This is a genomic window from Amphritea sp., assembly GCF_048266285.1.
Classification (GTDB): domain Bacteria; phylum Pseudomonadota; class Gammaproteobacteria; order Pseudomonadales; family Balneatricaceae; genus Amphritea.
On sequence record NZ_JBLWZV010000001.1, the window covers coordinates 659,447 to 685,747 of the forward strand.

The following is a 26,301-nucleotide window of genomic DNA, read 5'->3' on the forward strand; positions in this document are numbered from 1 at the left end:
ATAACGATGTACCCCATCCATATACTTTTTGAAGATGAGCATTATTTCGCAATTGATAAACCGGCGGGGTTGCTAGTACACCCGAGTCCGATTGAAAGGCGGGCACCAAATGCGATTGCGCTGATTCGCCAACAGCTGGGTATTAAAGCCTATACAGTGCATCGCCTTGATCGACCGACATCTGGGGTGTTGATCTTCGCTAAATCATCAGTGGCTGCGAATAAGCTTAATATCTGCTTTGCTGAACGGCGGGTACAGAAAACCTACCTCTGTGTCTGTCGAGGTTATACCGACGAGCAGGGGGTGATTGATTATCCGCTAAAAGAGATTCTTGATAAAGTTGCTGATAAGCGGGCTGATCCTAATAAGCCAGCCAAAGAAGCAGTGAGTGAGTATCGCCGCTTGGGCACGGTGGAATTGCCGATTCCAGTGAGCAAATACCCCGCTGCACGTTATTCACTGATTGAAGTGAAGCCCAAAACAGGCCGAAAACATCAGATTCGCCGCCACCTCAAACATATATTTCATCCTTTAGTGGGTGATACCCAGCACGGCGATGGTAAGCATAATACACTGTTTCGGGAGCACTTCGGGCTGGATCGCTTGCTGTTGATGGCAACACGATTGGAGTTTGTACATCCTTTTACCGAACAGCCGGTGATAATTGATGCGCCGGTCACACCTTGGGTCGATCAATTATTCAGTCAATTTGGCTGGCAGGGGCTTTATCCTGCACCTGAAATTACCGAGGATGACAACACTCTTGACTGAGTTGGATAAAATCTGCGGTGAATGAGCAAGGCGTTTTCACTATTCTAAGTCTCAATTTTAGGCCGTATTCTAAGACAGCGGCCTTATCCCCCAAATACTCGAATAAAACTGATGGTTTAATGCCTTTTTCTGCCTATTGACTATTTTTTCGGCGGCACAAATTGCGTATCCTTATCTCATAAACACTCACTCTCTCTCTCTACTACCCGTGATGGAATCACCTGAATGACCAACAACACCTCCTTTGCTGAGCGCCTGACCGCTCAGTCTGATCAGCTTAAAATCGGTATTATCGGCGCCATGGATGAAGAGGTCGAACTGCTGAAACAACGGTTGGAGGCACGGCAGGAATACACCATTGCTGGTTATAGTCTCTACACTGGCACCCTGCACGGGGTGGATGTTGTACTACTTAAATCGGGCATCGGTAAAGTCAATGCCGCTATCGGTACTACACTGATGCTGCAAACTTTTCAGCCAACCTGTGTTATTAATACGGGTTCTGCTGGCGGCTTCGCTGAAGAGCTAAACGTGGGTGATGTGGTGATTTGTGATGAAGTACGCCACCACGATGTCGATGTAACGATCTTTGGCTATGAACATGGCCAAGTGCCGGGCTTACCGGCGGGCTTTATGCCGGATAATTTTCTGGCCGATGTTGCTCAGCGCAGTATCGCGCAAATGGATGGCATCAAAACGGTCAAAGGGCTAATCGCGACCGGCGACTCCTTTATGAGCTGTCCAACGCGAGTAGCACAGACCCGTGAGCATTTCCCAACCATGAAAGCGGTTGAGATGGAAGCGGCAGCCATTGCTCAAACCTGTTATCAGTTCGATATTCCGTTTATTGTTATTCGTGCCCTGTCCGACATTGCCGGCAAAGAATCTAATCTATCATTTGATCAGTTTCTACTTGTCGCCGCTAAGCACTCGGCCCAGATGGTTATTGCTATGGTGCAGACCATTGCCAATGAAACCGTGAGCTGATTCGTTTAGCGATTAACTCACACGTAATACTGTTAAAAAATAATCATAAAGAGCAACACACTATGACTAAATCTTTCTATCCGCCGCAGCGCACTTTAATGGGGCCAGGCCCTTCTGATGTAGATCCTCGGGTTCTCGCTGCCTTGGCGCGACCGACCATTGGTCATCTTGATCCTGAGTTCATCCGTATGATGGATGAAGTTAAACAGATGCTGCAGTACGCCTTTAAAACCGAAAGCCCACTGACTATGCCGATTTCGGCGCCTGGGTCTGCCGGTATGGAAGCTTGCTTTGTTAACTTGGTTGAGCCAGGTGATAAAGTCATTGTCTGTCAGAATGGTGTATTTGGCGGGCGGATGAAAGAGAATGTGGAGCGCTTTGGGGCCACTGCGATTATGGTTGAGGACGAATGGGGCAAGCCCGTCGATCCTGCCAAAGTGAAAGCCGCCTTTGCCGCACACAGCGATGTGAAAGTATTGGCGTTTGTGCATGCGGAAACCTCAACCGGGGTGCTCTCTGATGCTAAAACTCTGTGTCAGATCGCTCGTAAACACGGCGCGTTGACTATTGTTGATGCGGTGACATCACTCGGCGGCAGTGAGATAGATGTCGATGGCTGGGGGATTGATGCGGTATATTCAGGCACCCAAAAGTGTCTGTCTTGCCCGCCGGGCATTTCGCCGGTTAGCTTTAACACCCGTGCGATTGAAGTGATTGAACAGCGTAAAAGCAAAACGCCTAGCTGGTTCCTCGATCAAAAATTGGTGATGGGCTATTGGGGTGGCGGCGCTAAACGTGCTTATCATCACACAGCGCCGGTCAACTCACTGTATGCGTTCCATGAGTCACTGGTCATGCTCGAAGAGGAGGGTTTGGAAAATGCTTGGGCCCGTCATCAGCATCATCACAATGCTTTGCGGGATGGGCTCGAAGCGATGGGTATCGGCTTTCTCGTTGAAGAGCCGTATCGTTTGCCACAGCTGAACTCAGTATTTGTCCCAGAAGGCATTGATGAAGCTAAAGTACGTAACCGCTTATTGGATGATTACAGCCTAGAGATCGGTGCAGGGCTCGGTGCGTTGGCCGGCAAAGTATGGCGTATCGGCTTAATGGGCAGCGCCTGTAATAAGAAAAATGTCTTACTCTGTCTGAATGCCTTAGAAAACACACTCTCGGCAATGGGTGCGGACATTAAAACGGGTAAAGCTATTCCCGCTGCTGAAGCGATTTATCGTCAGGGTCACTAAGTCCTTTGTTAACAAGGGCATTTGCATCTGCCTAAAGCCACCTCGCCAAGACGATAAATAATCGTTTCGGCGGGGGTGGCATCCTTACTCCGTATCCAGCATCTGTCGTACCGCTTTTATATTCGCGGGGTGATCCCACTCGCGGGCACCGACGATCTTTTCAATGAGTTCTCCCTTTTGATTGACCAGAAAGCTGGCGGGCATGCCGGCTATCTTGAGCTGTGAGAACGCAATGCCTTTGTCATCGAGATAAACCGGTAGGTCGAAGTTGAACGTCTGGTTGGCAAAAAACGCGTTTACGGTTGCTTGGCTTTGTCCTAGGTTAATGGCAATAACCTGAAATTCTTTCGGATCGAACTGCTGCTGGAGACGCTGTAAAGAGGGCATCTCTTCAACGCAGGGTGGGCACCAAGTGGCCCAGAAATTCACTAACACTATGCGTCCCTGATACTGGTTTAGATCAACCGCTTGGTTGTTGGTATCACTCAGCTGTAGCTGGTCATAAAACGACTCAGAGGCAAAGGAAGGACTAACGGCGAGGCTGCAAAGCATGACAATCAGAAGCTTGGCGCAGCGTCTTAGTGGCTGATAGCGTGCTTGAGGCGCTGTTTGGTAGGAGTAAATCACGCGGGACGGTGGCATTATTTGGCCCTGAAAATTAAAGGTGTTTGAATATATATCATTAGCATAGAATAGTCTGATCATAACAATAGTCAGCCTTAGGGTGGAGTGGGAAGCGTATGAAAGTTGCATTTATCGGCCTGGGAGTGATGGGCTATCCAATGGCGGGTCATTTGGCCAATGCCGGACATGAGGTCACTGTTTATAATCGTACGGCGACAAAAGCCGACCAGTGGTGTCAGGAATATAAAGGTAAAAGTGCTGTTACCCCAGCAGAAGCGGCCCGTGATGCCGAGATTGTCTTTACCTGTGTCGGGAATGATAACGACCTGAGATCAGTAGTTACCGGTTCTCAGGGTGTGTTTAGTAGTATGGCGCAAGGTGCCATTTTGGTTGATCACACCACCGCATCTGCAGAAATAGCCCGTGAGTTGGCCGTTGTTGCTGCAGAGCAAGGGCTGGAATTTATTGATGCGCCGGTGTCTGGTGGTCAAGCGGGTGCTGAAAACGGCGTGCTCAGTATTATGATCGGTGGTGAGCCTGCCATCTTCGATAAAGTGATGCCGGTGATCGATTGCTATGCAAAATCAGCTAAGTTGCTGGGGCCTGCCGGGTCGGGTCAGCTAGCGAAAATGGTTAATCAGATCTGTATCGCAGGATTGGTGCAAGGCTTGGCCGAAGGCGTGCATTTTGCTAAGCAGGCGGGGCTCGATGCCTCAGCCGTATTTGATGTAATCCAGCACGGTGCTGCGGGATCGTGGCAGATGAGCAATCGCCATCAGACCATGATCGATGATCAGTTTGATTTCGGCTTTGCCGTCGACTGGATGCGCAAAGACCTTAATATTACCCTCGACGAAGCGCGCCGTATTGGTGCCCAACTGCCAGTAACGGCGTTAGTCGATCAGTTTTATGCCGAAGTGCAAAAGCTGGGCGGTAACCGCTGGGACACTTCTAGCTTGGTTAAACGCTTGGAAAAATGAGGCGATTTGATTGATTCGGGTAAGCAACAGCGATGTGTTGAAATGTTGCTTACCTTAGTCAGGCGCTCGTGGCTGTCTGAAGCGATATATCGTAGTGCCGAGGAATAGATCTTTAGACTATTGTGCCTGAGAATGGATGCTCTATAATCGCGCCTAATAACTAAAAATATACAACCACATAAATTATCCGCATTTCATTATTGCGGTAACACATGAGGACAGTTCTATGGCCGATAAATACAGTATGATCTCTTTTGTACCGAGCATGGTAATCGTTGCAGCAATGGTAGTAGGTAGCTTCGTTGCTGTTCACTACCTACGTAAGTGCATGGCAAAAGATGCTGCTAAGGCAGCACAGCGCGCTGATTAATTCAGGCGTATTTTAAAAAAGCAGCCAGGAGCTGCTTTTTTTATGCCTGCCATTTATGCGATGGTTAATAATTAAGCTTTAAGGTTCCAATTATCGGGCACGATAAAACCGCGATCGATTTCTCGCCAAACGGTGGTGTTGGCTTCCCGCTGTAGTCGGGCGATCAATGTTGGGGTGGTGATCCCCTCTGTTCTTTCTACGAGTTCAGGGCAGGAGAGCGTTTCTTGAAAGTTGCAGCGTGCCGATGCCAGCCAGCGCGGTTTCATTAGTAGCACATACTGATACTGATTACCGAGTGAAGCGACGGCCGCCGCTCTGATCCACCAACCTTTCAAGTGATCCGGGCTAATGGGTATCGGCGGGTGATAATCTTGCCAGTGGGCATAGGGATAAAACAGATAACCACGTAGCAGTAATGAGTGCCGTTCGGGTAGCAGGCCAAGGGCTGTGGCTCGGTCTTTACCCGCCTCGGTCAGGGATAGCTGCAGTTGATGACCGGTGAGACGCTGCCATTTTTTATCCAATCGATCGGAGCGGTTAGGGCCAATAAAATCGTCCAGTGCGCAGTGATTAGGGTCTTCTGAGGTGCATAGATAAAACTTTACGGCGGCTTCAAGGTGGGCTTTTATGCCATCTTTAAGAGCCATCAGAAAGTCATATTCACCCACGGTCGTTTTGTCTCTTGAAACTTGTATATTACATTTAAGATCAGTGGGTTGTATAAATGTGCTAAGATAGATTCTAATCAAATCTTCAAAGTAATAACCGAGTCTAAACTTCGCCTGTTGGCGTAATGCGTTAAGCAGTGGTTGGGGATTGCGATCCAGGTCGGCAAGGTATTCATCGATGGCAGGGTGATTGAATAACCAATCCGGCAACTGCTTGTGTGGTAACTGCATCAACGAGGGACTATGGATTAGCCAGTGGAGATCGCGAATGATCTCATGCTGATAGACCGAAGCGGATTGATGAGCGGAAACGAGACGGTCATCAGATGGATGATTTGAAGATTGGCTCATAGCTTAAATATTCACATTAATGTGAAAAGCTCATAAAGTAATAAGATACCATTAACTCTACTCCACTTTTTTCAGGATGTCTCATGGCAGCAAATAAACGCGCGGTTGATTTGAATCATTCACTCACGGAGAAGGATCGCCATCCCCTGATGAGCGATTCTGATATCAACACCATTATGCTCAATGGCGCAATGATCTCCCTCTCTAAGTTGAAACGGGCGCAAAGCTTTAATGCCCGGCTCTATTACTATGCTGAAATCAGTGTGTATTTGGAGGTTAGTCTGTCACGGGGGGCCGGCATTTCAGATGATACCCGTCAGCAATTGGAAGAAATTCATCGCGAAGCTACCCATTTCCATATGGATGCTAATAAGTTATTGAATCTCCTTGAGGAGTAGAAGGGCGCGCAGTTAGAATAGCCGCATGAATGATACTTCTGATAATGACTCCCTCGCGGCGCTGAATAGCCAATCAGATCAGCCCGTCGCTGCATCTTTTGATAGCAAGGAGTTTCTCTCCCGTTTAACTCGCCGGCCCGGCATCTATCAGATGTTTAACCGTGAGGGAGAGATTCTCTATGTCGGTAAAGCGAAAAACCTTAAGAACCGTGTCAGCAGCTATTTTCGGCCCACTGGGCTAAATATTAAAACCCAGGCGCTCGTCAGTCGGATTACTGATATTCAGGTGACGGTAACGAATAGCGAAACCGAAGCGCTGCTGCTCGAACAGAACCTAATTAAAACCAATCGTCCGCCCTATAATATTTTATTGCGTGATGATAAATCCTATCCCTACATCTTTGTCTCAACTGGTCAGGAATACCCTGCGGTGCGCTTTCATCGCGGCGCAAAGCGGCAGAAAGGGCGCTATTTCGGCCCATTCCCCAGTAGCGGTGCGGTACGCGATAGTCTTGCGATTATGCAGCGAGTGTTTCGTATACGTCAGTGTGAAGAGAGTTTTTTTAAAAACCGTTCACGTCCTTGCTTGCAATACCAGATTAAGCGTTGCAGTGCGCCTTGTGTGGGCCTGCCGACAGCCGAAGCGTATCAGACAGATATACGTCATGCGATGATGTTTTTGGAAGGTAAGAACAGCACTATTATGAACGAGCTGGCTGAGCAGATGGAGCAGTCTTCCCAGGCGCTGGATTTTGAAAATGCGGCTATTTATCGGGATCAGATTTCCAGCCTACAGCAAGTGCAAGAGCAGCAGCATGTGAGTGGCCAAACCGGCGATGCTGATGTGATTGGTTGTGCACAGCAATCGGGTTCCGTTTGTATGCATATGCTGTTTGTACGTGGTGGTCGAATAATCGGCAGTAAGGTTTATCATCCCCGTTTTGGTATTGAAGAGACACCTCAGGAATTGCTATCGGCCTTTATCGCCCAGTGGTATCTCGGTGGAGGCCGTGAAATTCCGCCGGTATTGATTACCGTTGAGGAAGCCGCCGATCATGATGTTTTAGAGGAAGCTCTTAGCGAGCGGGGCGGGCGTAAAGTAACCCTCGTTCACCGGGTGCGCTCTGATAAAGCGGCGTGGCAAAAGCTCGCGCAAACCAATGCCGAGCAAAATCTACAAAGTCACCTCGCCAGCAAACAGAGTATTTATAATCGCTATCTGGCACTGCAAGAGGCTTTGCAATTGGATGCGATCCCGCAGCGGATGGAATGTTTCGACATCAGTCATAGCTCGGGTGAAGCGACCGTAGCTTCCTGCGTGGTGTTTGACCGTAACGGTCCTCTGAAATCTGACTATCGTCACTTTAATATTGAAGGCATTACCGGTGGTGATGATTATGCGGCTATGCATCAGGCGTTAACTCGCCGCTATACTCGGTTAAAAAAAGGTGAAGGCAAGCTGCCCGATATTCTTTGGATTGATGGCGGTAAAGGGCAGGTGGCCCAAGCGGTCGAAGTGTTGGCTGAGTTGCAGATAGAAGAAGTGCTGATTGTGGGGGTGGCCAAAGGAAGTGATCGTAAAGCCGGGCTAGAAACCTTGATCATGGGGGATAGTGGTGTCGAAATTGCGCTGCGCGCGGATTCTCCCGCACTGCATCTGATCCAGTATATTCGTGATGAATCGCACCGGTTTGCCATTACAGGCCACCGTGCTAGACGTGGTAAAGCGCGGCGTAAATCGTCTCTCGAAGGCATTCCCGGCGTTGGTCCGAAACGACGGCGGGAGCTGCTGAAGCATTTTGGTAGTGTGCCATCGATAGAGACAGCAAGTGTTGAAGAAATTGGAAAAGTCTCTACTATAAGCCGCAAAATTGCAGAAGATATTTATGCAGCGCTACATCACGACCCTTAAATCACAATGAATACCGTGGTTATGGTCGTTCTACTCACTCAAGTTCCATTGAACAGGAAAATTTGAACATCAATGAAAATACCCAATATCCTGACATTGCTGCGCATCATTCTGATTCCTGTATTTGTTTTAGTCTATTACTTGCCCTACGCTTGGGGCCCGATGGCCGCGGCGTTCGTATTTGCCTTCGCCGCAGTAACGGATTGGTTTGATGGCTATTTGGCTCGTAAACTAAACCAGACATCGCCCTTTGGTGCATTTCTCGACCCGGTCGCGGATAAGCTTATGGTGGCGACTGCGTTGGTGTTATTGGTGGATACCTATTCCGTTTTTTGGATTACCGCCCCGGCGATTGTGATTATTAGCCGAGAGATTGTAATTTCGGCGTTGCGAGAGTGGATGGCGGAATTAGGCAAGCGTGCGAACATTGCGGTTTCTTATGTCGGCAAGTTAAAGACCGCACTACAAATGCTGTCTATCATGATTATGCTGGGCTTTGAGCCCTATACAACATTGGCGTGGGTCGGTATTGGTGCGCTCTATTTGGCATCAGTGTTGACCCTTTGGTCGATGTACATCTATCTAAAGGCGGCATGGCCAGACCTGACCGAAGATATTTGATCAATCGTTATACAGATCTAACTTATTAATCTGATTGCACTTTTTTACACTGAAAAGTTGTTGACATAAAAGGAGAGCTGTCTATAATACGCACCACTTCTTAGGAAGACGCGGAATTAGCTCAGTTGGTAGAGCGGAACCTTGCCAAGGTTCAGGTCGTCGGTTCGAGCCCGATATTCCGCTCCAATCCTTGCGATATAGCAGGGTTGGATGGTAAATTAGTTTACCAATTAGGCGCGGTGGCAGAGTGGTCATGCAGCGGACTGCAACTCCGTGAACGCCGGTTCGATTCCGACCCGCGCCTCCATGTTTTATGTTTGCCCGGATGATGGAATCGGTAGACATAGGAGACTTAAAATCTCCCGACTGAAAGGTCGTGCCGGTTCAAGTCCGGCTCCGGGCACCATTTGTTACTCGATCTAATCGACAGTAAGTGGTGATAAAGCAAGTGATGCGGAATTAGCTCAGTTGGTAGAGCGGAACCTTGCCAAGGTTCAGGTCGTCGGTTCGAGCCCGATATTCCGCTCCAGCTTCACTTGTTATTCTTTTCTATACCTCTTCGATATACCTCATTTATGAATATCTATTTCTGACTTTAATAGTTTAGAAGTTAGTTCTGTGTTTCAGTCCTTTCTTGTCATCTTTCCTTGCTAGTCACTGCTCAACAGGTTCGTTCTACAGGCTTGATTGCAAAAATAACTATACTCTGGGCCTTGCCAGGTTTATCGGTTAAAGCGCATCAATGCTTCGATTTTATAGAGAATCTAGCTTTAGGCTGGGGTTCAGGTGTTCGTTGTTAAAGAGAGCGGTGGCGATCGCCTAAGCGATCGCGCGAGGGGGTGTTGTGTTATTGATCGCGAAAGATTTCGAGCGTGGTATCGAGCATTCTGTTGGAGAAGCCCCACTCATTGTCATACCAAGCAAATACTTTAACGAGTCCGTCCATCACATGGGTCTGATTACTATCGAAAATAGATGATGCTGGATGGTGGTTAAAATCCACCGATACTAATGGAAGCTCATTATACTCGAGTATATTTTTTAAACTGCCTTGTGATGCTTGTCGCATCAATTGATTGATCTCCTCGACTGAGGTTTTACGACTAGGTTTAAAGCACAGATCGACGAGTGATACGTTGGCTGTCGGTACTCGCACGGCAAGTCCTGTCAGTTTGCCTTTAAGCTCAGGCATTACAATGCCAACGGCCTCGGCGGCGCCGGTACGAGTCGGGATCATTGATAGGCCGGCGGCACGCGCGCGATAGATATCATTACTGTAAACATCCAGCAGGTGCTGGTCGTTTGTATAGGCGTGAATGGTCGTCATGATTCCTTCGGTAATGCCGATATTGTCGTTTAAAATTTTGGCGACAGGCGCTAGACAGTTAGTGGTGCAGGATGCGTTGGAAATGACTCGATGCTCTGATGTTAGGGTGTCGTGGTTGACACCGTAAACAATGGTTGCGTCGGCATTCTTGGTGGGCGCTGAAACGAGCACCCGCTTGGCGCCTTGGTCTAGATGGACAGCGGCGGCGTCGCGGCTGGTGAAATGCCCCGTGCATTCATAAACAATATCAATATCCAGCTCAGCCCATGGTAGGGCATGAGGGTCGGCTTGGTTCACGATTTGAATGATATCGCCGGCGACGGTCATGGTGTTCCCTTCGGCGTTCACTGGGAAGTTAAAATGTCCATGCACACTGTCAAACTCAGTGAGATGGGCGTTGACCTTGCTACCGCCAAGATCATTAATGGCAATAATCTTAATTTGTTCACTCTTGCCTGATTCGTAAAGGGCGCGCAGAATATTGCGCCCGATGCGACCATAACCATTAATTGCGACTCTAATCGGCATGGCGTGCTCCTGATGTTGCATAAGTATAATTTCAGCATAAAACGATAATCGTATAATGCAATGTTGGCGGCTAATTAAAGTCAAAACGATTGTTTGACTAAGAAGTCTCGGTTAACGCAAGGCGATTAGGCGTATAGCGGTAGTAACCAAAGGATAGTACTGGCTGCAAAAGACTTAGTGGGTTAATATCAATACCTAATATGTATTGTGTATTTTTAATATCAATGTGATCCGCTAATGACGCCAACAACACAGCCAAAAACCTATGGAAAAGTATTTGAGATTGCTGATAAACTTCTCGCTGAAGGGCGCAAGCCGACCCAGCAGATGGTGCGTAATGAGTTGGGTTCCGGCAGTCTAACGACCATCAATAAAGCGCTGAACGATTGGTGGCAAGGGCTGGGGAAGCGACTGCTGGAGCAAAATGCCCGGCCCGATATTCCTGAGCCGGTTTTTGTAAGTGCTAATACACTCTGGCAGCAGGCGCTGGCCTATGCCGAACACCAATTATCTGGCGAACGGGAACAGCTGCAACAGCATTATGAAGCGCTTGAAGCGGAGCTAAAAGGGCAGCAATCGGCGGGCCGTTATGATCTACGTCGTCTTCAGGACTTATCCGACAAACTAATGGCTGAAAATCAGCGCAACCTTGCGTATATTGCTGAGCTACAAAAAAAGCAGCTCGCACAGGATGAGCGTGAGATGCGGCTTGAGGCGCAAAACCGCGATTTTAATCGTCAGGTCAAAGAGTATGAGATAACGCTTGAGCAGCTAGAGCGTAGTGGTGGCGGTAATCAGCAGCAGGAATTACTGGAGTATCGGCATAAAACTCAGTACCTTGAAGGAGAGTCTGCTCGGCTAGAAAAACAGTTGCAGACCTTGCAAGATGAAAACCGTCAGCTCAGAGACTCGCTATTTGCTGTCGAACGCAGCAGCATCAAAGAGAAGCATCAGCTTGAGCAAGTCATTAGTCAGCAGGATCTGCGCTATCAAGAGCTAGAGCAGCGACTCTCCTCAGAGTCAGCTGAACCCCTGCTGGAAGCCAGGTTAAAAGAAAAAGAGAGTGAAGTTGAACGGCTTCATTCTTTATTAGAAAGCTTTAAGTTAAAGTCATAATTTATTGAATTATAGGGATTATGGATACATATCTGGATAAAGGCTCTGCGTACGGAGAGATTCTTGAGGGGATTAAAAGTTGCGATCCTGACGGGTCTGTTTGTTGTACGGATGAAGCGGTGTTTAATCTTGGCAAGATCGTTTTGGTTAAAGAAAAACTTGCAGGCATTACGTTACAGCTGGTCGATGAGCAAGGCTATGCGATACGTCAGGTAACGAGTAAGCGGCCCGCTGACGATAAGCCCAGCGATCGACACCTAAGCACACGCCAGGCGGCGGTCATCAGAGCGCTTGAGAAGGTGTTGATGCACTGTAAGAAAGAGGGTATTCAGCTAGTAGGCTACAGTGACGAACTGGTTGCGATGCCGGTGGTGGTGCGCTCAGATGATGTCTCACCAGCGGTAGCGTTGGACATTGAGACTCACGGTGTCTATCGGGGCGCGGATAGCATGATCGAAAGCGATAACAATTGATCTGATCGCTATATTCTTGATGATTGATTGGTATAATCACTGAATATGATAATCAAATGGATCTGAGTTAGACATGAGTGCGATCAAAGTATTATTAGTCGATGATCATCCTGTTGTTAGGGCGGGGTTTCAGCGCTTATTAGATAATGATAGCCAGATTGATATCATTGCTGAGGCCAGCAGTGGCCAAGAGGCCGTAGAGAAGTATTTTTCAAAGCGCCCGGATGTGGTGATTATGGACCTATCCATGCCAACGGATCCTGCTGATAGTGGTGGTATCCAGGTCTATGGCGGCCTCGAAGCAATTCGTGTTATCCGCGCCAAGGATCCTGACGCCCGCGTACTGGTGTTGACCGTTATGGAAAACCAGCCATTTCCAGCCCATGTAGTGCAGGCTGGAGCCTCTGGTTATCTAACCAAGCGCTGCGCGCCTGACGAGTTACTAAAGGCCGTGCATATGATTTCAGAAGGGCGCACGTACTACGCGGAAAGTATCCGGGATATGATTGTTCCCGGTGGTAACGATTCCGGTTCACCCTTTGTCAAACTCACTAAACGTGAATTCCAGGTGTTCTCTTGCTTAGCGCAAGGACAGTCTGCGGCACATATTGCCGAAGAGATGTTTCTCAGCCCTAAAACCGTTCACGCTCATCGTGCTAATATTCTGCGCAAACTGAGTATCAATAACAATTCTGAACTTGTACATCTGGCAATTCGACATAATATTGTAGAAGCCTGAAAAATCTGTTTCGGGCTGCGAATAGCTTATCAGTAGTTGCTGCTGGGTTGTTCCTACATGTTTATCTGAGGCCCAATTTATGTATAGTCAGGATCAATCTGAGCTTATCCTCGAAGCTGATTTCCTTTGGCGTGAAATAAACGTCGGTGATGAAATCTATCTTGATGCCGATTTTTATAACGCTAATCGACGCTTGTTATGTCGGGGGGCGCCATACCAAGTACTTGCTAAAATGGACAAAACCTGTGGTGCTCAGGAGTTGATTGTACAGTCCTATGAAACCCAAGAACTGGTCGCTGTATCGCCATATTTAGTGTGTAATTATGAGTGTCCAGAGCAGCCCGTTTTAATCTCATAAGCGCCAAGTTAGCCTCCTTGAAAGCGCTCTTCGATAGAGTGCTTAGGCAGTTCTAAACTGCTAATTCCTACCACCTCAATCCTTTCCAAATATACACCCTTAAACCTAGCTAAGTGCTTAGAGTAGGCTGCTATTGAGAGTCTAGCTTTATATCCACTAGCGTTTGAATTTCATGAATCTTAAAAGTAATTCAGAGCATGCATGTGCAACATAAGCTTTGGCGATGATGGCTGCCAAAAGCGTCGAAATTTTCACATAGTGCACGCTGATTCTTAGTGTTAATTCCTTTAGTAATGCCAAAGTGAAGTGAGTAATAGCAGTCTCTAAAACATCCAAATAGCGGTTATTTCCATAATTATATAACTTCGTATAATGTATATTATGTTAAATAGAATAATTATTAATCGGACTACCTGAGCAGGTTATGCCGTCTTGCTTCACCTCTACTCTATTTAACGTAATCTAAGTTATGGGTAGTAGATTTATTCTTGTCACCTACCGAGTAGATTGTTCTATATCCTGTTAATTCTGTTTGAATTATTTGAGCGTATGTAGAGGATGTTGTTGTTTTGCATTGGTGCGAAAATCAGTCGTGCGGAGAAGCCCGCTAAATCTTTTTTCGTGGGTAAATAGCCTGGTTTCAGGCACACAGCGCACATCATTTTTTAATGCTGCTATTCCGTCAGCGGACAACTGTCAGCTTGCTGTGTTTTGTCATGAATGAGCCTGAGTGTTGCCTGACTATGCCAAGAGCGGTTTGTTACTTGTTTCGACGCTAAAGTCGCTAATCGCCTTGAGCGGCATTCTGTAAACGTAGACCTGCTCGTTACCCAGCTGCTTAACTCTTCTCTTAAACTTATGTGTCAGAGGACCAAATAGTTTTTCAGGTGAGCGTTGCTGTTTAGCAACCTGAGACAGTCACCCCATTGTTAAATCTCAACATGTTAACGATCGAACAGTCCTGAGGAGAAATATTTTCAGTCATCAGATAGCCGAACCTCAGCATAAGGTAATCATGCTAGTCGTAAACGCAGTTATAAGACATTGTGTCTCACTTCCAGTAGTAAACACTACTGGAAGTGAGATCGTCTAATCGCTATAATAGCGTCCATCCTACATTGCTCATTGAGGCTCAAGCCCGTGTCGAACAAAAACTTTCCCGGCATACCCTTGTTTGATTCTGCTAAACACTTTAATCAGATTCCTCGCAACGCGACATTTCCCGATCAGTCACCTGCGGTTGAGGACTTTGTATTAAACGTTGGTGTTGATGATGCAATAGATGATTACCGCTATACCAAAGACTTTCTCTGTAGCTATAGTAAGAAAAGTCGAGATACCTATGATAAGTTCAGAGGCGATGCTGAGCGGCTTCTCCTTTGGGCTTGGTTAATCAAAAAGCGATCCATTGCCACATTGCGGCGTCGTGATTTGGAAGAATACATGGACTTCGTTGCCAAGCCTGACCCTTTATGGCAATCACAACATATTGAAAAACGCTTTATTGATAGCCATGGACGGCGTCAGCCGAACCCTAACTGGCGACCCTTTCGTCTTGTTGGTGCAGGCATGGGCAGACTCAACACAAAATCCTGGCAAGGTTTGTTCTCTAATCTCAGTGTGCTGTTTAACTATCTAATGGCTGAAGATTATGCTCCAGGCAACCATATTCCGATTGTGAAGAAAAACTGCCCCTATCTACGTCAAGAAACCGGTATCAACACCGCTCGTCGCTTATCCGAATTGCAGTGGGAATATCTGCTCAGTGCCGCTAAAGCGATGGCTGATGGTGATGCCGAACATGAAAGAACACTGTTTGTGGTGGCCACGCTTAAATCCCTTAAGTTACGTATTTCTGAGCTTTCTGAACGACCTAACTGGTTGCCGGTGATGTCCCACTTTCATCGGGATCACGAGGGCAACTGGTGGTTTCGCACCTATGGTAAAGGCTCTAAAGAACGGGATGTGTCGATTTCTAACGAATACATCCAATTCCTACAGCGCTACCGTCTTTATCGAGGTCTGAGCCCCCTTCCCTCAAAAGACTCCTCAGAGCCGGTGATTGAGTCTCGTGTTAAAAATCGAGGCATTGGTAGTCGTCAGTTGCGTAACATCGTTGAATGGGCGCTGCAAGAAGGTTGTCATGCCCTTATTCAGGATGGCTTTGATGTCGAGGCTTCAGAACTTCGTGCTGCTACCACCCATTGGTTAAGACACACCGGTGCTTCAATGGAAGTGGCAGCCGGTCGTAACCTTGCGCATGTTCAAGCTGATCTAGGCCACGGCAGTATCAGAACCACCGATGAGCTTTATGTTGATTCTGACAATATGGAACGGGCTTCGAGCGCCAAAGATCAAGGTGTTTAATTAATGAATCATTAATCTTTATAATCATATAACTATATCAATTTATTAATGTTAATTATTGCTTTTTAATGGTTGCTTGTCTGTTTTTTGGACGTTATTGCTGTTTTTTTTTCTAGCCCAAAGTATTAATCCCTCATAAGCCCTTCCGGTTAGCGCTATTGGTGTTCTAGCGCAATGTTATCTATGAAACGGCATTTTTTCATTCCCGTTTTTCCTGCGTTTATCGCGTTTTTTTCAACAAAAACAATCACTAATAATACTGTTCTTCGATTAAGTTTCGATTGCGAAATAATGATATTCATCTACTATTGTTAGGGTATGACTAGAGCAAAGGATTCTTTATGTCAGAGTTAGAATTATTCCACTTCTCGGAAGACTCAAGCTTCAGTGAAGTGGCCGCCTCACCTTGGAAAGTGCTTAGTGTCGAGGATGATGTTACCTACCAAGCGTCTCTAATCTATAGCTTAAAAGATTTAACTGTTTACGGTCGTCCGGTCGAGGTGTTAACCGCTAACTCTATTAGTGAAGCGGCTGAGGTTATTTCCCATAACAGCGATATCTGCGTCATTCTGCTTGATGTGGTTATGGAAGAAGATGATGCTGGCTTAAGGTTGGCTGGGACTATTCGAGATGTTCTGGGTAATTCAACGGTGCGCATTATACTCGTCACGGGGCAACCAGGGATGGCGCCCCGTAATGAGGTTATGGCCCAATATGATATTGACGAATACTGGAATAAATCTGATCTAGTGCAGGATACCCTGCATACCGTGGTTAGCAGTCATATCCGTACTTGGCGTTATCTTTCAGAGCTGATTGAGGCCAAGCATGGCCTACAGATGGTGGTTGATGCAGCCCGTAGTATCAGCAACAAGCAAAACCTAACCAGCTTTACTGAAACGGTTCTTAATGAAATCGGGCGTATCATTGGGATTCAGCAAGGCGGCATTGTTTGCTTCTCCTATCAGGGAGGTCAGTTCTCCCCTGATGCCCGAATACTCGCTGTCAGTGGCAGCTTTAGTGACTCTGGTCAAAAATATAAACGCCTTGCAGAACTGCAACTCGAAGAATATCACCCGGCATTTGTTATGGCTTCTGCCGAACGCCGCCACCTGTTCAATGAAAACTATACCGTGTTGCATTTCGATACACCGAAAGTCGACACCACCCATTATATGTTATTGGTGCGCACCAGTAACAAACTCACCGATAGCCATATCAATCTGCTGCAAGTTTTCAGTGAAAATATCAACAGTGGCTTTACGGCGGTGGCTTTGGTTAACCGCTTAACTGATCTTGCTTATCGTGATCAGGTGTTGAAATCCTATAATCGTAACTGGCTGTTGCGTGAGTTATCAGCCATGACCCTTGAGGAAAAGCAGCAAAGTGAACTTATGGTCGTTGTCATTAATGACTTTACCGGCATGATGGTGACTTTTGGCGAGCGTTACTGTGAAGATATCTTGGCCGCCCTACTCAGTAATATCTACACCCTTTTTCCTAATAATGTTATTGCCCGTACGGGTGACTGCACTTTTGCTATGCTGCTGGGTAAAGATAAAACCCTGAGTGAAGAGCATCTGCTCAACATTATCGATCAACGATTGACCCTCAATCATACCATTCATCGCTTAACCTTAACTGCTGCGCGGGTCGATCTCAGCCTGCTGACGGAACTTAAGGCCGAACAGATCCTACAACTTTCTGAATCGACCGTGAATATGGCTCACCTTAAGGGGCTACGGGTGATTAACTATGAGCCGGAAATATTAGGCTCAATCTTGGCTAGTCACCACCTGCTAATGGATCTGCATAATGCTATCGATCATCATGAATTTTTCATTATGCTGCAGCCCAAAGTTCATATGGGTAGTGGCAAAGTAGCCGGTTTTGAAGCCTTACTTCGCTGGCGTAAATCCGATGGACAGATTATTCCACCGGATCGTTTTATTCCTCTCGCTGAAACAGCAGGTCTCATTAGTCACCTTGATCTTGAGGCGGCTAAGCAAACCATAGCTGCGGCCACCCTGATACAGCAGGCCGGTTTTAACCTACCCATATCGTTCAATGCCAGTTGTGCCGACTTAAACCAGAAAGATTATGTCGATACCTTGTTAGATATGATTGTCGCCAGTGGTCTTGATGGTCGATTACTCGATATCGAGGTAACTGAATCAAGTGCGATGCTCAATTATGAGTTTATTAATCCAATTCTCAAACGGTTTTCTGATCGTGGGCTTGGAGTGAGTATCGATGATTTTGGTACCGGCTATTCATCCCTCGCTCATGTGGCTAACTTGGCGGCAACCACCTTAAAAATCGATAAAAGCTTTATCGACCATCTGGGTGAGGATAGTGCTGGCGATCATGTGGTTGAAATGGTGGTTCAACTCGGTGAGCAATTTGGTTTTGCCATTGTGGCAGAGGGCGTTGAAACGGAAATTCAGCGGCAACACTTGTTGAGTCGAGGGTGCCATATTGCCCAAGGGTATCTATTTGCCCATCCGATGCCTGTCGATGAAGCGCTTGAGTGGCTGAGGGCACAGCAGAATCTATGAATACATCGGTCTCAAGGATTGACACCGCTCAAGCGAGTGATGCCCAGGAATGGCAACAACGGTTTAACCGTAAGCGTCTGACTTTTGCTGCTGCATTAGTTTTATTTGCACTACTCAGTGGCGTGATGCTGTACAACACTATCAAAGAGGAGCGCACCACGGCGCTACGAGAGCAGCATGAAGAACAGATCACCCTTGCGGTCATTGATATTAACCGAGAGCTAGGTGATATACGTAATATTCTGCGGTTGCTTTCAACTGATAGCGATATCTTGGACAGCTTGTCGCAACCCTCCCCTGACATCGACCGTATTGCAACGGTGTTTAATCAGTTTGGCCGAGCGGTTGATCACCTTTTGCAGGTGCGCTGGCTTGATAGCCGGGGTTATGAGCGTGTCAGAGTCAATATCAATAAGGGCAAAACCGAAATCGTCACGGCGAGTGCCTTGCAGGACAAAAGTAATCGGTATTATTTTCAAAGTGCCATGCAGGTGCTTCCGCCAAACATCTATATCTCACCAATTGATTTAAATATCGAAAACGGCCAAATCGTCAAACCTTTTCAACCGGTGGTGCGCATTGGATTTCAAACCACTGACGCAGATGGGTTACAGCCTGGCGTACTGATGATTAATTACGATCTCACAACGCTGATTGCGCAAATTAGAGCGTTGAGCACCGAACATGCTGAGATTATGTTGGTGGATGCTTGGGGTAACTGGTTAGAACACCCCAATACGGATCTTGAATGGGGTGCGCTGCTAGGCCAACCCAAGCATAGCCTCAAGCTAACCGACCCACAGCTCTGGTCACGTATTAGCCGTGAGAAAAGTACCATCCTTCAACCTTACAACGGTGAGCTATATAGTTCCCGGCGAATCACTCTTTCCAGCAAAGATGCGCCCGAGGTAGCTGAAAACGTTTATATGGTGGTTTGTACTCCAGGCGAGATGGTCAAAGATATTCAATGGGCAGCGCTTCAGCCTACCCTATTGCTCGAACTATTTATTCTCTTGGTGGGTGGACGCATATTGTGTCGTGATTTCAGTATGCAAAATAGTTTGCATGATTTAACCCAAACACTGGAGCATGAGAAGCATGAGCTTAAACTACTTAATGATGAGCTAGATAGTTCATTATCGAGGCAACAGCTATTACAAAACGAACTGGTTGAAACTCGTAAATTATCGTCATTGGGAATGATGGTAGCAGGTGTTGCCCATGAGCTAAATACGCCGATTGGAGGGGCTGTTATTGCTAATTCAAGTTTACAAAGCGTGCACCGTTCGTTGAAACAATCCATCAATGAGGGGCTTAGTCGCCAAGCGCTCGACAACTATTTAATGAATACCGATGAAGGACTAAAGCTGGTTGATACCAACCTAAAAAGGGCCGCGGGTTTAGTTAAGAGTTTTAAACGGCTGGCATTGGATCGAGCCAATGAAGAGGTGCTTGCGTTCAGTCTGACTCAGGTGGTCAACGACCTGCTTTGCACCCTTAGTCCTAAAATTAAAAAATCCCCCACCCGAATAACCAACCATATCGAAACCGAGTTCACCCTGATTGGCTATCCCGGCATCGTTTCTCAGATTTTACAAAACCTTATCATTAATGCCCTCACCTATGGTACGGCGGCTATGCAAGGCGGCGAAATTATCTTAGATGCCAAACTCAAACATGATTGGGTGGTTATCACAGTGACAGACAATGGCAGTGGTGTCGCTTTAGAGCTAAGAGATAGCTTGTTTGATCCCTTTGTTACCAGTGGTCGTGGCTTGGGCCATACTGGGCTAGGATTACATCTAGTGCATCAATGGGTGACGGATTTAATGCATGGCCGAATTAGTGTTGAATACCCCGATGCCGGTGGCACCCGCTTCGTCATTGAACTGCCACAACAAATAGAAGCAAGGCCCCAATGTATTTAGCATGTGCGCTCACACCGAGTCCATAGAACATGATTTAGCGGATTAAATAAACCGATAGACCAATAATCATCGTGAACACCGCGTTTCAATATGTTTAATTTCAGGATTATGTTTCAGGCAAATTCAATGCGGTTACGGCCTTTCTGTTTAGCGCTATACATTGCGCTATCCGCCTCTGAGATGATGTGATTGATGGTATGGCTAACGTTGTGGTCCGACTCGAAATTAACCGTTGTAACACCAAAAGACGCGGTCACAGAGATAGTTATTTCACTGTCTAACGCGATAGAAAGCGATTCTATCCCCTGCCGTAGTCGTTCGGCGGTCTGTGCCGCTGCTTCAGTACTGCTTTGTATGAGTAATACGACAAACTCTTCACCGCCCAAACGCGCGAGAATGTCGGCCTCGCGAAGGGTGCTTTGACTGATAGCGGCAACTCTTTGTAGCACCAGATCACCAATGGCATGTCCGTAGGTATCGTTGACCTGCTTGAAATGATCTAAGTCGAACATAATGAGCGACAACTGATTATGGTAGCGACTGGCAATGGTCAGTTCACGGTTCGCCAGTTCAAAGAAATAGCGCCGATTAATCAGTTGGGTTAAGAAGTCTGAGCGGGCCTGCTTTTCAAGCTTTTGTTCCATCTCGTGATGCAAGGTGACATCGCGGCCAATGGCGAGTGCCCCAGTACCGGTTTCATGTTCTTCAGCCACGATGCTGAACATGAGATAACGCTGGCTCGAACCAGTAGGAATCTTGATCTCCACTTGTTGAGGTACACCGTTACCAATCACGCGGCGGATGACCGAGTGGTAACTTTCCAGAAAGCTGTTATCCGCCGTAGGTATATAGGTAAAGGTGAATAAGGCATCGAAATTGGGGTTGGTATAGATCAGCTTGGCATGCTGATCATAGCGAGCGATAGCATCAGGGGCGTTTTCCGCCAAACTGCGATATGCGAGTTCGCGTCGGCTCAACTCTTCATGGTTATGAAGGTTTTCAATCGCCAGCGCTGCTAGGTTGGCGGCAAAGGAGATGCGTTCAATATCATCGTCATCGGGTGTACTCGGTGTTGCATGGTAGATTGCAAAACTACCTAGCACTTTCCCTTTAGAGGAGATAATCGGCTCAGACCAACAGGAACCCAGACCGGCACTGCTGGCCAACTCACGATAAGGTGTCCAGTATCGGTGGGTGCTGATATCTTCGACGATAACGCGTAGGCCTAAAAAGGTGGCGGTACCGCATGAGCCGACACCCTCGCCTATTTCGATGCCATTAATCGCATCACTATAGAAGGCCGGTAAACTTGGCGCAGCACAGCTCAGTAGGTGTTTTCCTTCTGCATCTAATAGCAAGATACTACAAAGATTGTCGGGTGCATCCGATTCAATATCAGTGATCAGCTGATACATGATGTCATTAAGCTCTTCACCCTGGGTCACCCGGCGTAACATTTTATTTTGGGTGATATTACGCTGTTCACTACGCCACTTTTCGGTGATATCGGTACAGTTGTAAAGGTGCTTGTTGTTGACTAGCGATACCTGCGCCGAAATACGTTTGATGCTGCCGTCTTTGCAATGAACCGCACTTTCTACGGTATAAAGACTGGTGTCGCTGTGTGTTCTTGTGTCTGTTTGTGTCTGCGCTTGAAACCATTGCTTCCAATTTAATTCATACTCTTCGCGGTACTTTAGATCCGGATAGGCTTTTTCATGCCACGCTTTGGTGTTGGGTAGATCCTCAAGGGTATAGCCAAACATACGCACGAAGGTGTGATTCACATATTCGATCGTCCCCTGTGCATCACACCAACTGATACCCGTTGGGGAGTTGTCCAGCAAGTCGGTGATTTCAATACGTTGTTTTTTACTCTGTTTCAGAGCCTTCTGAAGACGCTGCTCTCTCATACTGCTGAGGGCGCTGTTCGCTAGCACGGTGGTTACTTGGGCCATATGTCTTAGCTGTTTTTCAACCCGCTCTCTGGGTATCACTGGAATTTGCTGAATGGCGGTGAGATAAGCCTCTTTATCGAAGCCATAAGCTTCAGCCTGCTGTTCGAATTGGTGTCGATCAGGGGCTGAATGTAACAACTGTCCCATATAGAGGGTGGCTATTTTTCGGTCTTCAATAATGATGGGCATGGCATAGTCATACAGGCCATTTTTGCAGAGCGAATAGCTGAGTTGCTGTTCGGCTTGCTTAAGCAGTCCGCTATCACTGTCGTTACAACAGCGGCTGCTGGCTTCATGCGTGCGGTGAAAATTGCTACAGGCATCGGTCCAACCGGCTTTTGTTAACACCTCACCGGTTGGCCCCATTAAACTGTTGGGAATGCCTGTTGCTTGGTAGTAGCCTTCCAGGATTTCGGCAAAGCTGGGGAGATCGATTAGCGCTTCGATACGATAAACATCATCCAAATTGGCAACTGAGATTTTATTCATTCATGACATCTCTTAACAGCCGTCCTAGCAAATAATCGTTAATGCTCAAGTCAACGGTAAATGGTTTATAACCATCTTAATTAGCCTATCTCAAGCTTATGCACCTAGGTAAGACAGGTCAACTGCGAAAGCCTGTCCGTTTTCGTATTTTTATCGAATGTGCTTTGCTACATTCATAGCATGTTCTGAAGCATATCGAGAATACAATGCCAACCTATTGTTATTAAATGAATAAGTATTTATGTAAACACATATTTTTGCTTCGCTATGGTGCCGATCTCAGCGATTATATTGTCCCAATATATATCCTATTTTGTGGATTTTGGATCATTCCCACTGTCAGTATTGGCATTGTTTGTCCTTGATGATGACTAAAATATAACGTCAGAATTGATAAAATAGGAATTTGTCCTAGATACATGAACCCCGTTTGAATCTAATATGGCGCACATGTTCAGGGCAATCAGGGAATTGATTGCAGAACTCAGCAGAGTAGCCCGGGGGATTGCAGGACGCATTGGCTACACGGAAATGGATTGCTGAATAAAGGAAGCTAGGTAGGGACACTATCACTTCCTTATTTTTTTGCCTGTAAATCTCGTTAACGCTGTCACACTCAGTATCATTCGCCTACTAGCTGGCGCTTTCCTCGTTATATTTCAACCAAAGCCTTCCCTTTTATTGATCTTCTCTATTCGTCTTATCTACCCAAACCGTATTTATCTTGTCATTTTGACGTGCTGCTATTTTCCATAATAGGCTTCACCCGCTCTCTTTATCCGCTATTAAGACCAAGCGGGGCTAGGTAATCGATACCAGCCCCCCGCAGGCTATTTAGTCGGCTTAAAAAGATTTTTGATATGGCTGAGCATCGGTGAAATTACCGATTTCAACTTAGGTTTATTCTGACTGTTAAATTCGATGGGACGGCTGACGGCCATGGCAGCAATACCAATGCGCGCCGTGTAGATACCCGCACCAACGCCCTGGCCTATTCGGGTACTAGTCATCGTGGTTAGGGAGGCAGCGCCGAACTCGCTCATCAGTTGATCAATCATAATATCCGTCGCACCGACAAAGATAAGCTGATGAGTGACCTGTTTTAACAGTTTATAGCGGTTTGTTAATGAGGGGCGAATACCGTAGACCTGAGCGACTTCATCGATCATTTTCAGACTGCGCCATAGGGATAGCAACATATCGAGGGATGCCCAAGGGCTTACCGCTACGGCGGCCCCGGTTTGCAGACTAAAAGACGACACTCGGCGCAACGCTTCACTATCTAGCGGCTGGACAAAGACACGCTCGATATGTTCGATGATTTCACGATCATTACTATAATCCGGTAGCTGATCGATGCAGCGTTGATAAAAAATCGCTTGGGGCTTGTCGGCATAGAAGTCCTGTAAGCGTTGAATAAAAGGTCCCGCGTCACCAAAATCATTCGCACTTGTTAAGCGCTGGGCATCCTGTTGAATATCATTGAGGCTTTCGAGAGTGTCGCGATCGCGAGTATAGCGCCATAATAAGCGTAACCCCTGCCCGCCGACGAGTGCCACCAGCAGTACAAAGGCGCTTGCCGCAAGCCAGTGAAGCGCTAAGGCGCTTCGGAAGACATCATATATATCCCAGCCAAGCAGTATTAGTAGCAGGACCCCGGTGACTTTAAAAAAGTTTTTTAGCCCCTTAAGTGGTAATGCCTGTAGCTCAATACCTGAATATTCAGAGATGCGAGGCAAGCGCTCCCCGGCGGTAATGGTTTCCGGTGCAGCGGATAAGCGTTCTTCCTCGTCAGGCATAAACGTTTTTGCCTGGCGCGGCTGTTCCCTATCGGTCTCTGCGTGATCAACACTTGGATCACTGTCTACTTGAAAGGTATGCCCTGAGGTGCGGGGTGTAACATCGTCATGCGGGTTATGGCTCATACACATTTATCTCCGATCAGTGCGTTGAGTATGCTGTCGAGGCGGATATGTGGAATGGCATCATCGTTTTGATAGGAGATACCCTTAGGTGGGTTCAGTGGTGGAATCTTCCATGTCAGAAAGGCCGCCCACTCGTCCCCTTCGGGAATGCGATTGGGAATTTTAGGATGGATATAGCCGATGGGGTTTCCATCGGCACCAAAACCGCTAATCCCCAATTGGTTTTCATGTTTCACCTCTTTGCTCGAACGAACCGCCGCTGTGGCTTCACAGATCGGCTGTATGCCTTCATGTTGCGCGTTGCGATAGGCTTGTTTAACAATGACCGATAATAATTGGCGCACGGCTTCATGATCTTCCGATAACACCTGATCGATTTTGGTTGCGGCAAACACCACTTTATCGATTTTTGGGCTAAACAACTGTAACAATCGGTTGCGACTACCGTAGGCAAAGCTATCGGTGATATTGGCCAAGGCTTGGCGCATATCATCGATATAATCAGGCCCGGCATTTAAGGCATTGACCACATCAACCAATACCAACTGCCGATCAATACGACTGAAAAACGCTTTATAAAAGGGTTCCACTAGCTCTTTGATATAACGTTTATAACGGCGCTGACAGACTTTGTAGTAGCTATTCTTTGCTGCGGCATTGAGCTGCCCTTCGGTATACCCACCACATTTTAACAATGGCAAAAAGGTCAGTATCTCTGGATCATCTATTCGTCCGGGAATCAGAAAACGGCCTGGCTGAATAAGACTGAGGCTTTTGCTGTTGTATTTACAGGCGTTTAAAAACGCGACGTAGCGCTGATTGAGTGCTTTAAGGATTGCTTCATCGGCTTCGGCCAATGGATCGAGGTGCTGCAGCTCCGTTAACAACTCGCCTAACAGTTCGGCTCGAGGGGCTTGGGTGTATTGCGCATTGCACTGAGCGCACCAACGGGAATAACTCATATCCCGTAGCGGCAAATCCAGTAACCATTCGCCGGGGTAGTCCCTGATTTCGAGATAGAGAGAAAACTGTTTACGGCTAAATGGGTTGAATTTAGCCCCTGTGTTTTCCAACCTGAGTTCTAGCAAGCAGCCGCTAGCGTCTTCAGTCGAAGGCGGCCAATGCGGTTGCGGCGAAGCTAAGCCACGATAGGCGTCATCATAAGGAAACTGTGGCAACTCAGGGGCATCTAAGGGGTGGATTTTCACGCCCAATAAACGATCGGTTAGCACCGGTGAAAAACCAGGTAAGCTGGCGGTATCATGTTGCAATAGCTGATTGATCAGGCTGGTAATAAAGGTAGATTTACCACTCTGGCTCAAGCCAGTAATGCCGATACAAAAACGTTGATCACGCAGTTTGTCAAACTGAGTCGACGCACCGTTCATCCCCTCATCTGCGAGGTCTAACACGGCTTTAATGGGGTTCGTGAAAACGCTGGATACCAATCCTTCCGATTCTTTCATTCGATCCTTAATGTTAAGCGTTTAGCAGCAGCGTGAATCTATCCTGCGCAGCCCGCTAGGGTATGCAGGCGGCTCGGCGATCTCAATGCGCTAGGCTAACAGGCTTATCGACTCTGCTTATTAATCAAACTCTGCGTGAT

Annotated in this window: 21 protein-coding genes and 4 tRNA genes; 19 read left to right on the forward strand and 6 right to left on the reverse strand. The window is 47.1% G+C overall.

Annotated features, from left to right (window positions below; translation table 11 throughout):
* Window positions 1–6 precede the first annotated feature (6 nt).
* The 3 genes from ACN0T0_RS03160 (at window position 7) to ACN0T0_RS03170 (ending at window position 3,005) form a co-directional block, all read left to right on the forward strand.
* On the forward strand, window positions 7–771 hold the full coding sequence (locus ACN0T0_RS03160; protein ID WP_417223192.1) for a pseudouridine synthase: 765 nt from the start codon (window positions 7–9) through the stop codon (window positions 769–771).
* A gap of 225 nt (window positions 772–996) precedes the next feature.
* Complete coding sequence (gene mtnN, locus ACN0T0_RS03165) at window positions 997–1,758, forward strand: 5'-methylthioadenosine/S-adenosylhomocysteine nucleosidase (protein ID WP_417223195.1); 762 nt, start codon at window positions 997–999, stop codon at window positions 1,756–1,758.
* Between the two features lie 62 nt (window positions 1,759–1,820).
* Window positions 1,821–3,005: a pyridoxal-phosphate-dependent aminotransferase family protein gene (locus ACN0T0_RS03170; RefSeq protein WP_417223197.1), complete on the forward strand. Its 1,185-nt coding sequence runs from the start codon at window positions 1,821–1,823 to the stop codon at window positions 3,003–3,005.
* Window positions 3,006–3,089: 84 nt separating this feature from the next.
* On the opposite strand, the gene ACN0T0_RS03175 is transcribed toward ACN0T0_RS03170, so the two are convergent.
* On the reverse strand, window positions 3,090–3,647 hold the full coding sequence (locus ACN0T0_RS03175) for a TlpA disulfide reductase family protein (RefSeq protein WP_417223200.1): 558 nt from the start codon (window positions 3,645–3,647) through the stop codon (window positions 3,090–3,092).
* A gap of 98 nt (window positions 3,648–3,745) precedes the next feature.
* Here ACN0T0_RS03175 and ACN0T0_RS03180 point away from each other — a divergent pair, with 98 nt between their 5' ends.
* Together ACN0T0_RS03180 and ACN0T0_RS03185 are read left to right on the forward strand one after the other, a co-directional pair.
* Window positions 3,746–4,609, forward strand: coding sequence for an NAD(P)-dependent oxidoreductase (locus tag ACN0T0_RS03180; protein ID WP_417223202.1), 864 nt, complete (start codon window positions 3,746–3,748; stop codon window positions 4,607–4,609).
* 226 nt (window positions 4,610–4,835) lie between these two features.
* Window positions 4,836–4,979, forward strand: a complete 144-nt coding sequence (locus ACN0T0_RS03185) for a hypothetical protein (protein ID WP_417223204.1) — start codon at window positions 4,836–4,838, stop codon at window positions 4,977–4,979.
* A 71-nt stretch (window positions 4,980–5,050) separates the two neighbouring features.
* Here the strand turns inward: ACN0T0_RS03185 and ACN0T0_RS03190 are convergent, their stop codons facing one another.
* Window positions 5,051–5,998 carry a DUF1853 family protein gene (locus ACN0T0_RS03190; protein ID WP_417223206.1) on the reverse strand — a complete coding sequence of 316 codons (948 nt, stop codon included), beginning with the start codon at window positions 5,996–5,998 and terminating at the stop codon, window positions 5,051–5,053.
* Between the two features lie 83 nt (window positions 5,999–6,081).
* On the opposite strand from ACN0T0_RS03190, the gene ACN0T0_RS03195 reads away from it, so the two are divergent.
* The 7 genes from ACN0T0_RS03195 to ACN0T0_RS03225 all read left to right on the forward strand — a co-directional run bounded on the left by ACN0T0_RS03195 (window position 6,082) and on the right by ACN0T0_RS03225 (window position 9,458).
* On the forward strand, window positions 6,082–6,396 hold the full coding sequence (locus ACN0T0_RS03195; protein WP_417223208.1) for an excinuclease ABC subunit C: 315 nt from the start codon (window positions 6,082–6,084) through the stop codon (window positions 6,394–6,396).
* Window positions 6,397–6,421: 25 nt separating this feature from the next.
* Entirely contained in the window at window positions 6,422–8,308 is a 1,887-nt protein-coding gene (gene uvrC, locus ACN0T0_RS03200) for an excinuclease ABC subunit UvrC (protein ID WP_417223211.1), read from the forward strand.
* A 72-nt stretch (window positions 8,309–8,380) separates the two neighbouring features.
* Window positions 8,381–8,929, forward strand: a complete 549-nt coding sequence (gene pgsA, locus ACN0T0_RS03205; protein WP_417223214.1) for a CDP-diacylglycerol--glycerol-3-phosphate 3-phosphatidyltransferase — start codon at window positions 8,381–8,383, stop codon at window positions 8,927–8,929.
* Between the two features lie 110 nt (window positions 8,930–9,039).
* Window positions 9,040–9,115 (forward strand) — tRNA-Gly (locus ACN0T0_RS03210).
* A 47-nt stretch (window positions 9,116–9,162) separates the two neighbouring features.
* Window positions 9,163–9,236, forward strand: a tRNA-Cys gene (locus ACN0T0_RS03215).
* 12 nt (window positions 9,237–9,248) lie between these two features.
* Window positions 9,249–9,335: transfer RNA gene (locus ACN0T0_RS03220), tRNA-Leu, on the forward strand.
* Between the two features lie 47 nt (window positions 9,336–9,382).
* Window positions 9,383–9,458: transfer RNA gene (locus ACN0T0_RS03225), tRNA-Gly, on the forward strand.
* 318 nt (window positions 9,459–9,776) lie between these two features.
* Here the strand turns inward: ACN0T0_RS03225 and gap are convergent.
* A complete protein-coding gene (gap, locus tag ACN0T0_RS03230) occupies window positions 9,777–10,784 on the reverse strand; it encodes a type I glyceraldehyde-3-phosphate dehydrogenase (RefSeq protein ID WP_417223216.1) in 1,008 nt (335 codons plus the stop codon).
* A 237-nt stretch (window positions 10,785–11,021) separates the two neighbouring features.
* Between gap and ACN0T0_RS03235 the strand changes: the two genes are divergently transcribed.
* The 7 genes from ACN0T0_RS03235 (at window position 11,022) to ACN0T0_RS03265 (ending at window position 20,323) form a co-directional block, all read left to right on the forward strand.
* A complete protein-coding gene (locus ACN0T0_RS03235) occupies window positions 11,022–11,900 on the forward strand; it encodes a DNA-binding protein (RefSeq protein WP_417223219.1) in 879 nt (292 codons plus the stop codon).
* A gap of 20 nt (window positions 11,901–11,920) precedes the next feature.
* Window positions 11,921–12,373: a response regulator gene (locus tag ACN0T0_RS03240; RefSeq protein WP_417223221.1), complete on the forward strand. Its 453-nt coding sequence runs from the start codon at window positions 11,921–11,923 to the stop codon at window positions 12,371–12,373.
* 73 nt (window positions 12,374–12,446) lie between these two features.
* Window positions 12,447–13,112, forward strand: a complete 666-nt coding sequence (locus ACN0T0_RS03245) for a response regulator (RefSeq protein WP_417223223.1) — start codon at window positions 12,447–12,449, stop codon at window positions 13,110–13,112.
* Between the two features lie 79 nt (window positions 13,113–13,191).
* Window positions 13,192–13,470, forward strand: a complete 279-nt coding sequence (locus tag ACN0T0_RS03250; RefSeq protein ID WP_417223226.1) for a hypothetical protein — start codon at window positions 13,192–13,194, stop codon at window positions 13,468–13,470.
* A 1,140-nt stretch (window positions 13,471–14,610) separates the two neighbouring features.
* The gene (locus ACN0T0_RS03255; RefSeq protein WP_417223228.1) at window positions 14,611–15,837 is read left to right on the forward strand and encodes a tyrosine-type recombinase/integrase; all 1,227 of its coding nucleotides are present in this window, start codon (window positions 14,611–14,613) and stop codon (window positions 15,835–15,837) included.
* Between the two features lie 341 nt (window positions 15,838–16,178).
* Entirely contained in the window at window positions 16,179–18,395 is a 2,217-nt protein-coding gene (locus ACN0T0_RS03260; RefSeq protein WP_417223230.1) for an EAL domain-containing protein, read from the forward strand.
* The gene (locus ACN0T0_RS03265; protein WP_417223234.1) at window positions 18,392–20,323 is read left to right on the forward strand and encodes a sensor histidine kinase; all 1,932 of its coding nucleotides are present in this window, start codon (window positions 18,392–18,394) and stop codon (window positions 20,321–20,323) included. The genes ACN0T0_RS03260 and ACN0T0_RS03265 overlap by 4 nt, the downstream gene beginning before the upstream one ends.
* Window positions 20,324–20,436: 113 nt before the next feature.
* On the opposite strand, the gene ACN0T0_RS03270 is transcribed toward ACN0T0_RS03265, so the two are convergent.
* The 3 genes from ACN0T0_RS03270 to ACN0T0_RS03280 form a co-directional block, all read right to left on the reverse strand.
* A complete protein-coding gene (locus ACN0T0_RS03270; protein WP_417223237.1) occupies window positions 20,437–22,770 on the reverse strand; it encodes a diguanylate cyclase in 2,334 nt (777 codons plus the stop codon).
* Between the two features lie 830 nt (window positions 22,771–23,600).
* A complete protein-coding gene (locus ACN0T0_RS03275; protein WP_417223239.1) occupies window positions 23,601–24,695 on the reverse strand; it encodes a TIGR01620 family protein in 1,095 nt (364 codons plus the stop codon).
* Window positions 24,692–26,161, reverse strand: a complete 1,470-nt coding sequence (locus ACN0T0_RS03280; RefSeq protein WP_417223241.1) for a YcjX family protein — start codon at window positions 26,159–26,161, stop codon at window positions 24,692–24,694. Before ACN0T0_RS03280 ends, ACN0T0_RS03275 begins: the two co-directional genes overlap by 4 nt.
* Between the last annotated feature and the right edge of the window lie 140 nt (window positions 26,162–26,301).

Excerpts from the sequence above, each read along its gene's own strand:
- gap (WP_417223216.1), bottom strand. The coding sequence starts at position 10,784 with ATGCCGATTAGAGTCGCAATTAATGGTTATGGTCGCATCGGGCGCAAT.
- ACN0T0_RS03195 (WP_417223208.1), top strand. The coding sequence starts at position 6,082 with ATGGCAGCAAATAAACGCGCGGTTGATTTGAATCATTCACTCACGGAG.
- ACN0T0_RS03235 (WP_417223219.1), top strand. The coding sequence starts at position 11,022 with ATGACGCCAACAACACAGCCAAAAACCTATGGAAAAGTATTTGAGATT.
- ACN0T0_RS03240 (WP_417223221.1), top strand. The coding sequence starts at position 11,921 with ATGGATACATATCTGGATAAAGGCTCTGCGTACGGAGAGATTCTTGAG.
- ACN0T0_RS03185 (WP_417223204.1), top strand. The coding sequence starts at position 4,836 with ATGGCCGATAAATACAGTATGATCTCTTTTGTACCGAGCATGGTAATC.
- ACN0T0_RS03170 (WP_417223197.1), top strand. The coding sequence starts at position 1,821 with ATGACTAAATCTTTCTATCCGCCGCAGCGCACTTTAATGGGGCCAGGC.
- ACN0T0_RS03270 (WP_417223237.1), bottom strand. The coding sequence starts at position 22,770 with ATGAATAAAATCTCAGTTGCCAATTTGGATGATGTTTATCGTATCGAA.
- pgsA (WP_417223214.1), top strand. The coding sequence starts at position 8,381 with ATGAAAATACCCAATATCCTGACATTGCTGCGCATCATTCTGATTCCT.
- ACN0T0_RS03175 (WP_417223200.1), bottom strand. The coding sequence starts at position 3,647 with ATGCCACCGTCCCGCGTGATTTACTCCTACCAAACAGCGCCTCAAGCA.
- ACN0T0_RS03250 (WP_417223226.1), top strand. The coding sequence starts at position 13,192 with ATGTATAGTCAGGATCAATCTGAGCTTATCCTCGAAGCTGATTTCCTT.
- uvrC (WP_417223211.1), top strand. The coding sequence starts at position 6,422 with ATGAATGATACTTCTGATAATGACTCCCTCGCGGCGCTGAATAGCCAA.
- ACN0T0_RS03160 (WP_417223192.1), top strand. The coding sequence starts at position 7 with ATGTACCCCATCCATATACTTTTTGAAGATGAGCATTATTTCGCAATT.
- ACN0T0_RS03190 (WP_417223206.1), bottom strand. The coding sequence starts at position 5,998 with ATGAGCCAATCTTCAAATCATCCATCTGATGACCGTCTCGTTTCCGCT.
- ACN0T0_RS03275 (WP_417223239.1), bottom strand. The coding sequence starts at position 24,695 with ATGAGCCATAACCCGCATGACGATGTTACACCCCGCACCTCAGGGCAT.
- ACN0T0_RS03280 (WP_417223241.1), bottom strand. The coding sequence starts at position 26,161 with ATGAAAGAATCGGAAGGATTGGTATCCAGCGTTTTCACGAACCCCATT.
- ACN0T0_RS03180 (WP_417223202.1), top strand. The coding sequence starts at position 3,746 with ATGAAAGTTGCATTTATCGGCCTGGGAGTGATGGGCTATCCAATGGCG.
- ACN0T0_RS03265 (WP_417223234.1), top strand. The coding sequence starts at position 18,392 with ATGAATACATCGGTCTCAAGGATTGACACCGCTCAAGCGAGTGATGCC.
- ACN0T0_RS03245 (WP_417223223.1), top strand. The coding sequence starts at position 12,447 with ATGAGTGCGATCAAAGTATTATTAGTCGATGATCATCCTGTTGTTAGG.
- ACN0T0_RS03260 (WP_417223230.1), top strand. The coding sequence starts at position 16,179 with ATGTCAGAGTTAGAATTATTCCACTTCTCGGAAGACTCAAGCTTCAGT.
- mtnN (WP_417223195.1), top strand. The coding sequence starts at position 997 with ATGACCAACAACACCTCCTTTGCTGAGCGCCTGACCGCTCAGTCTGAT.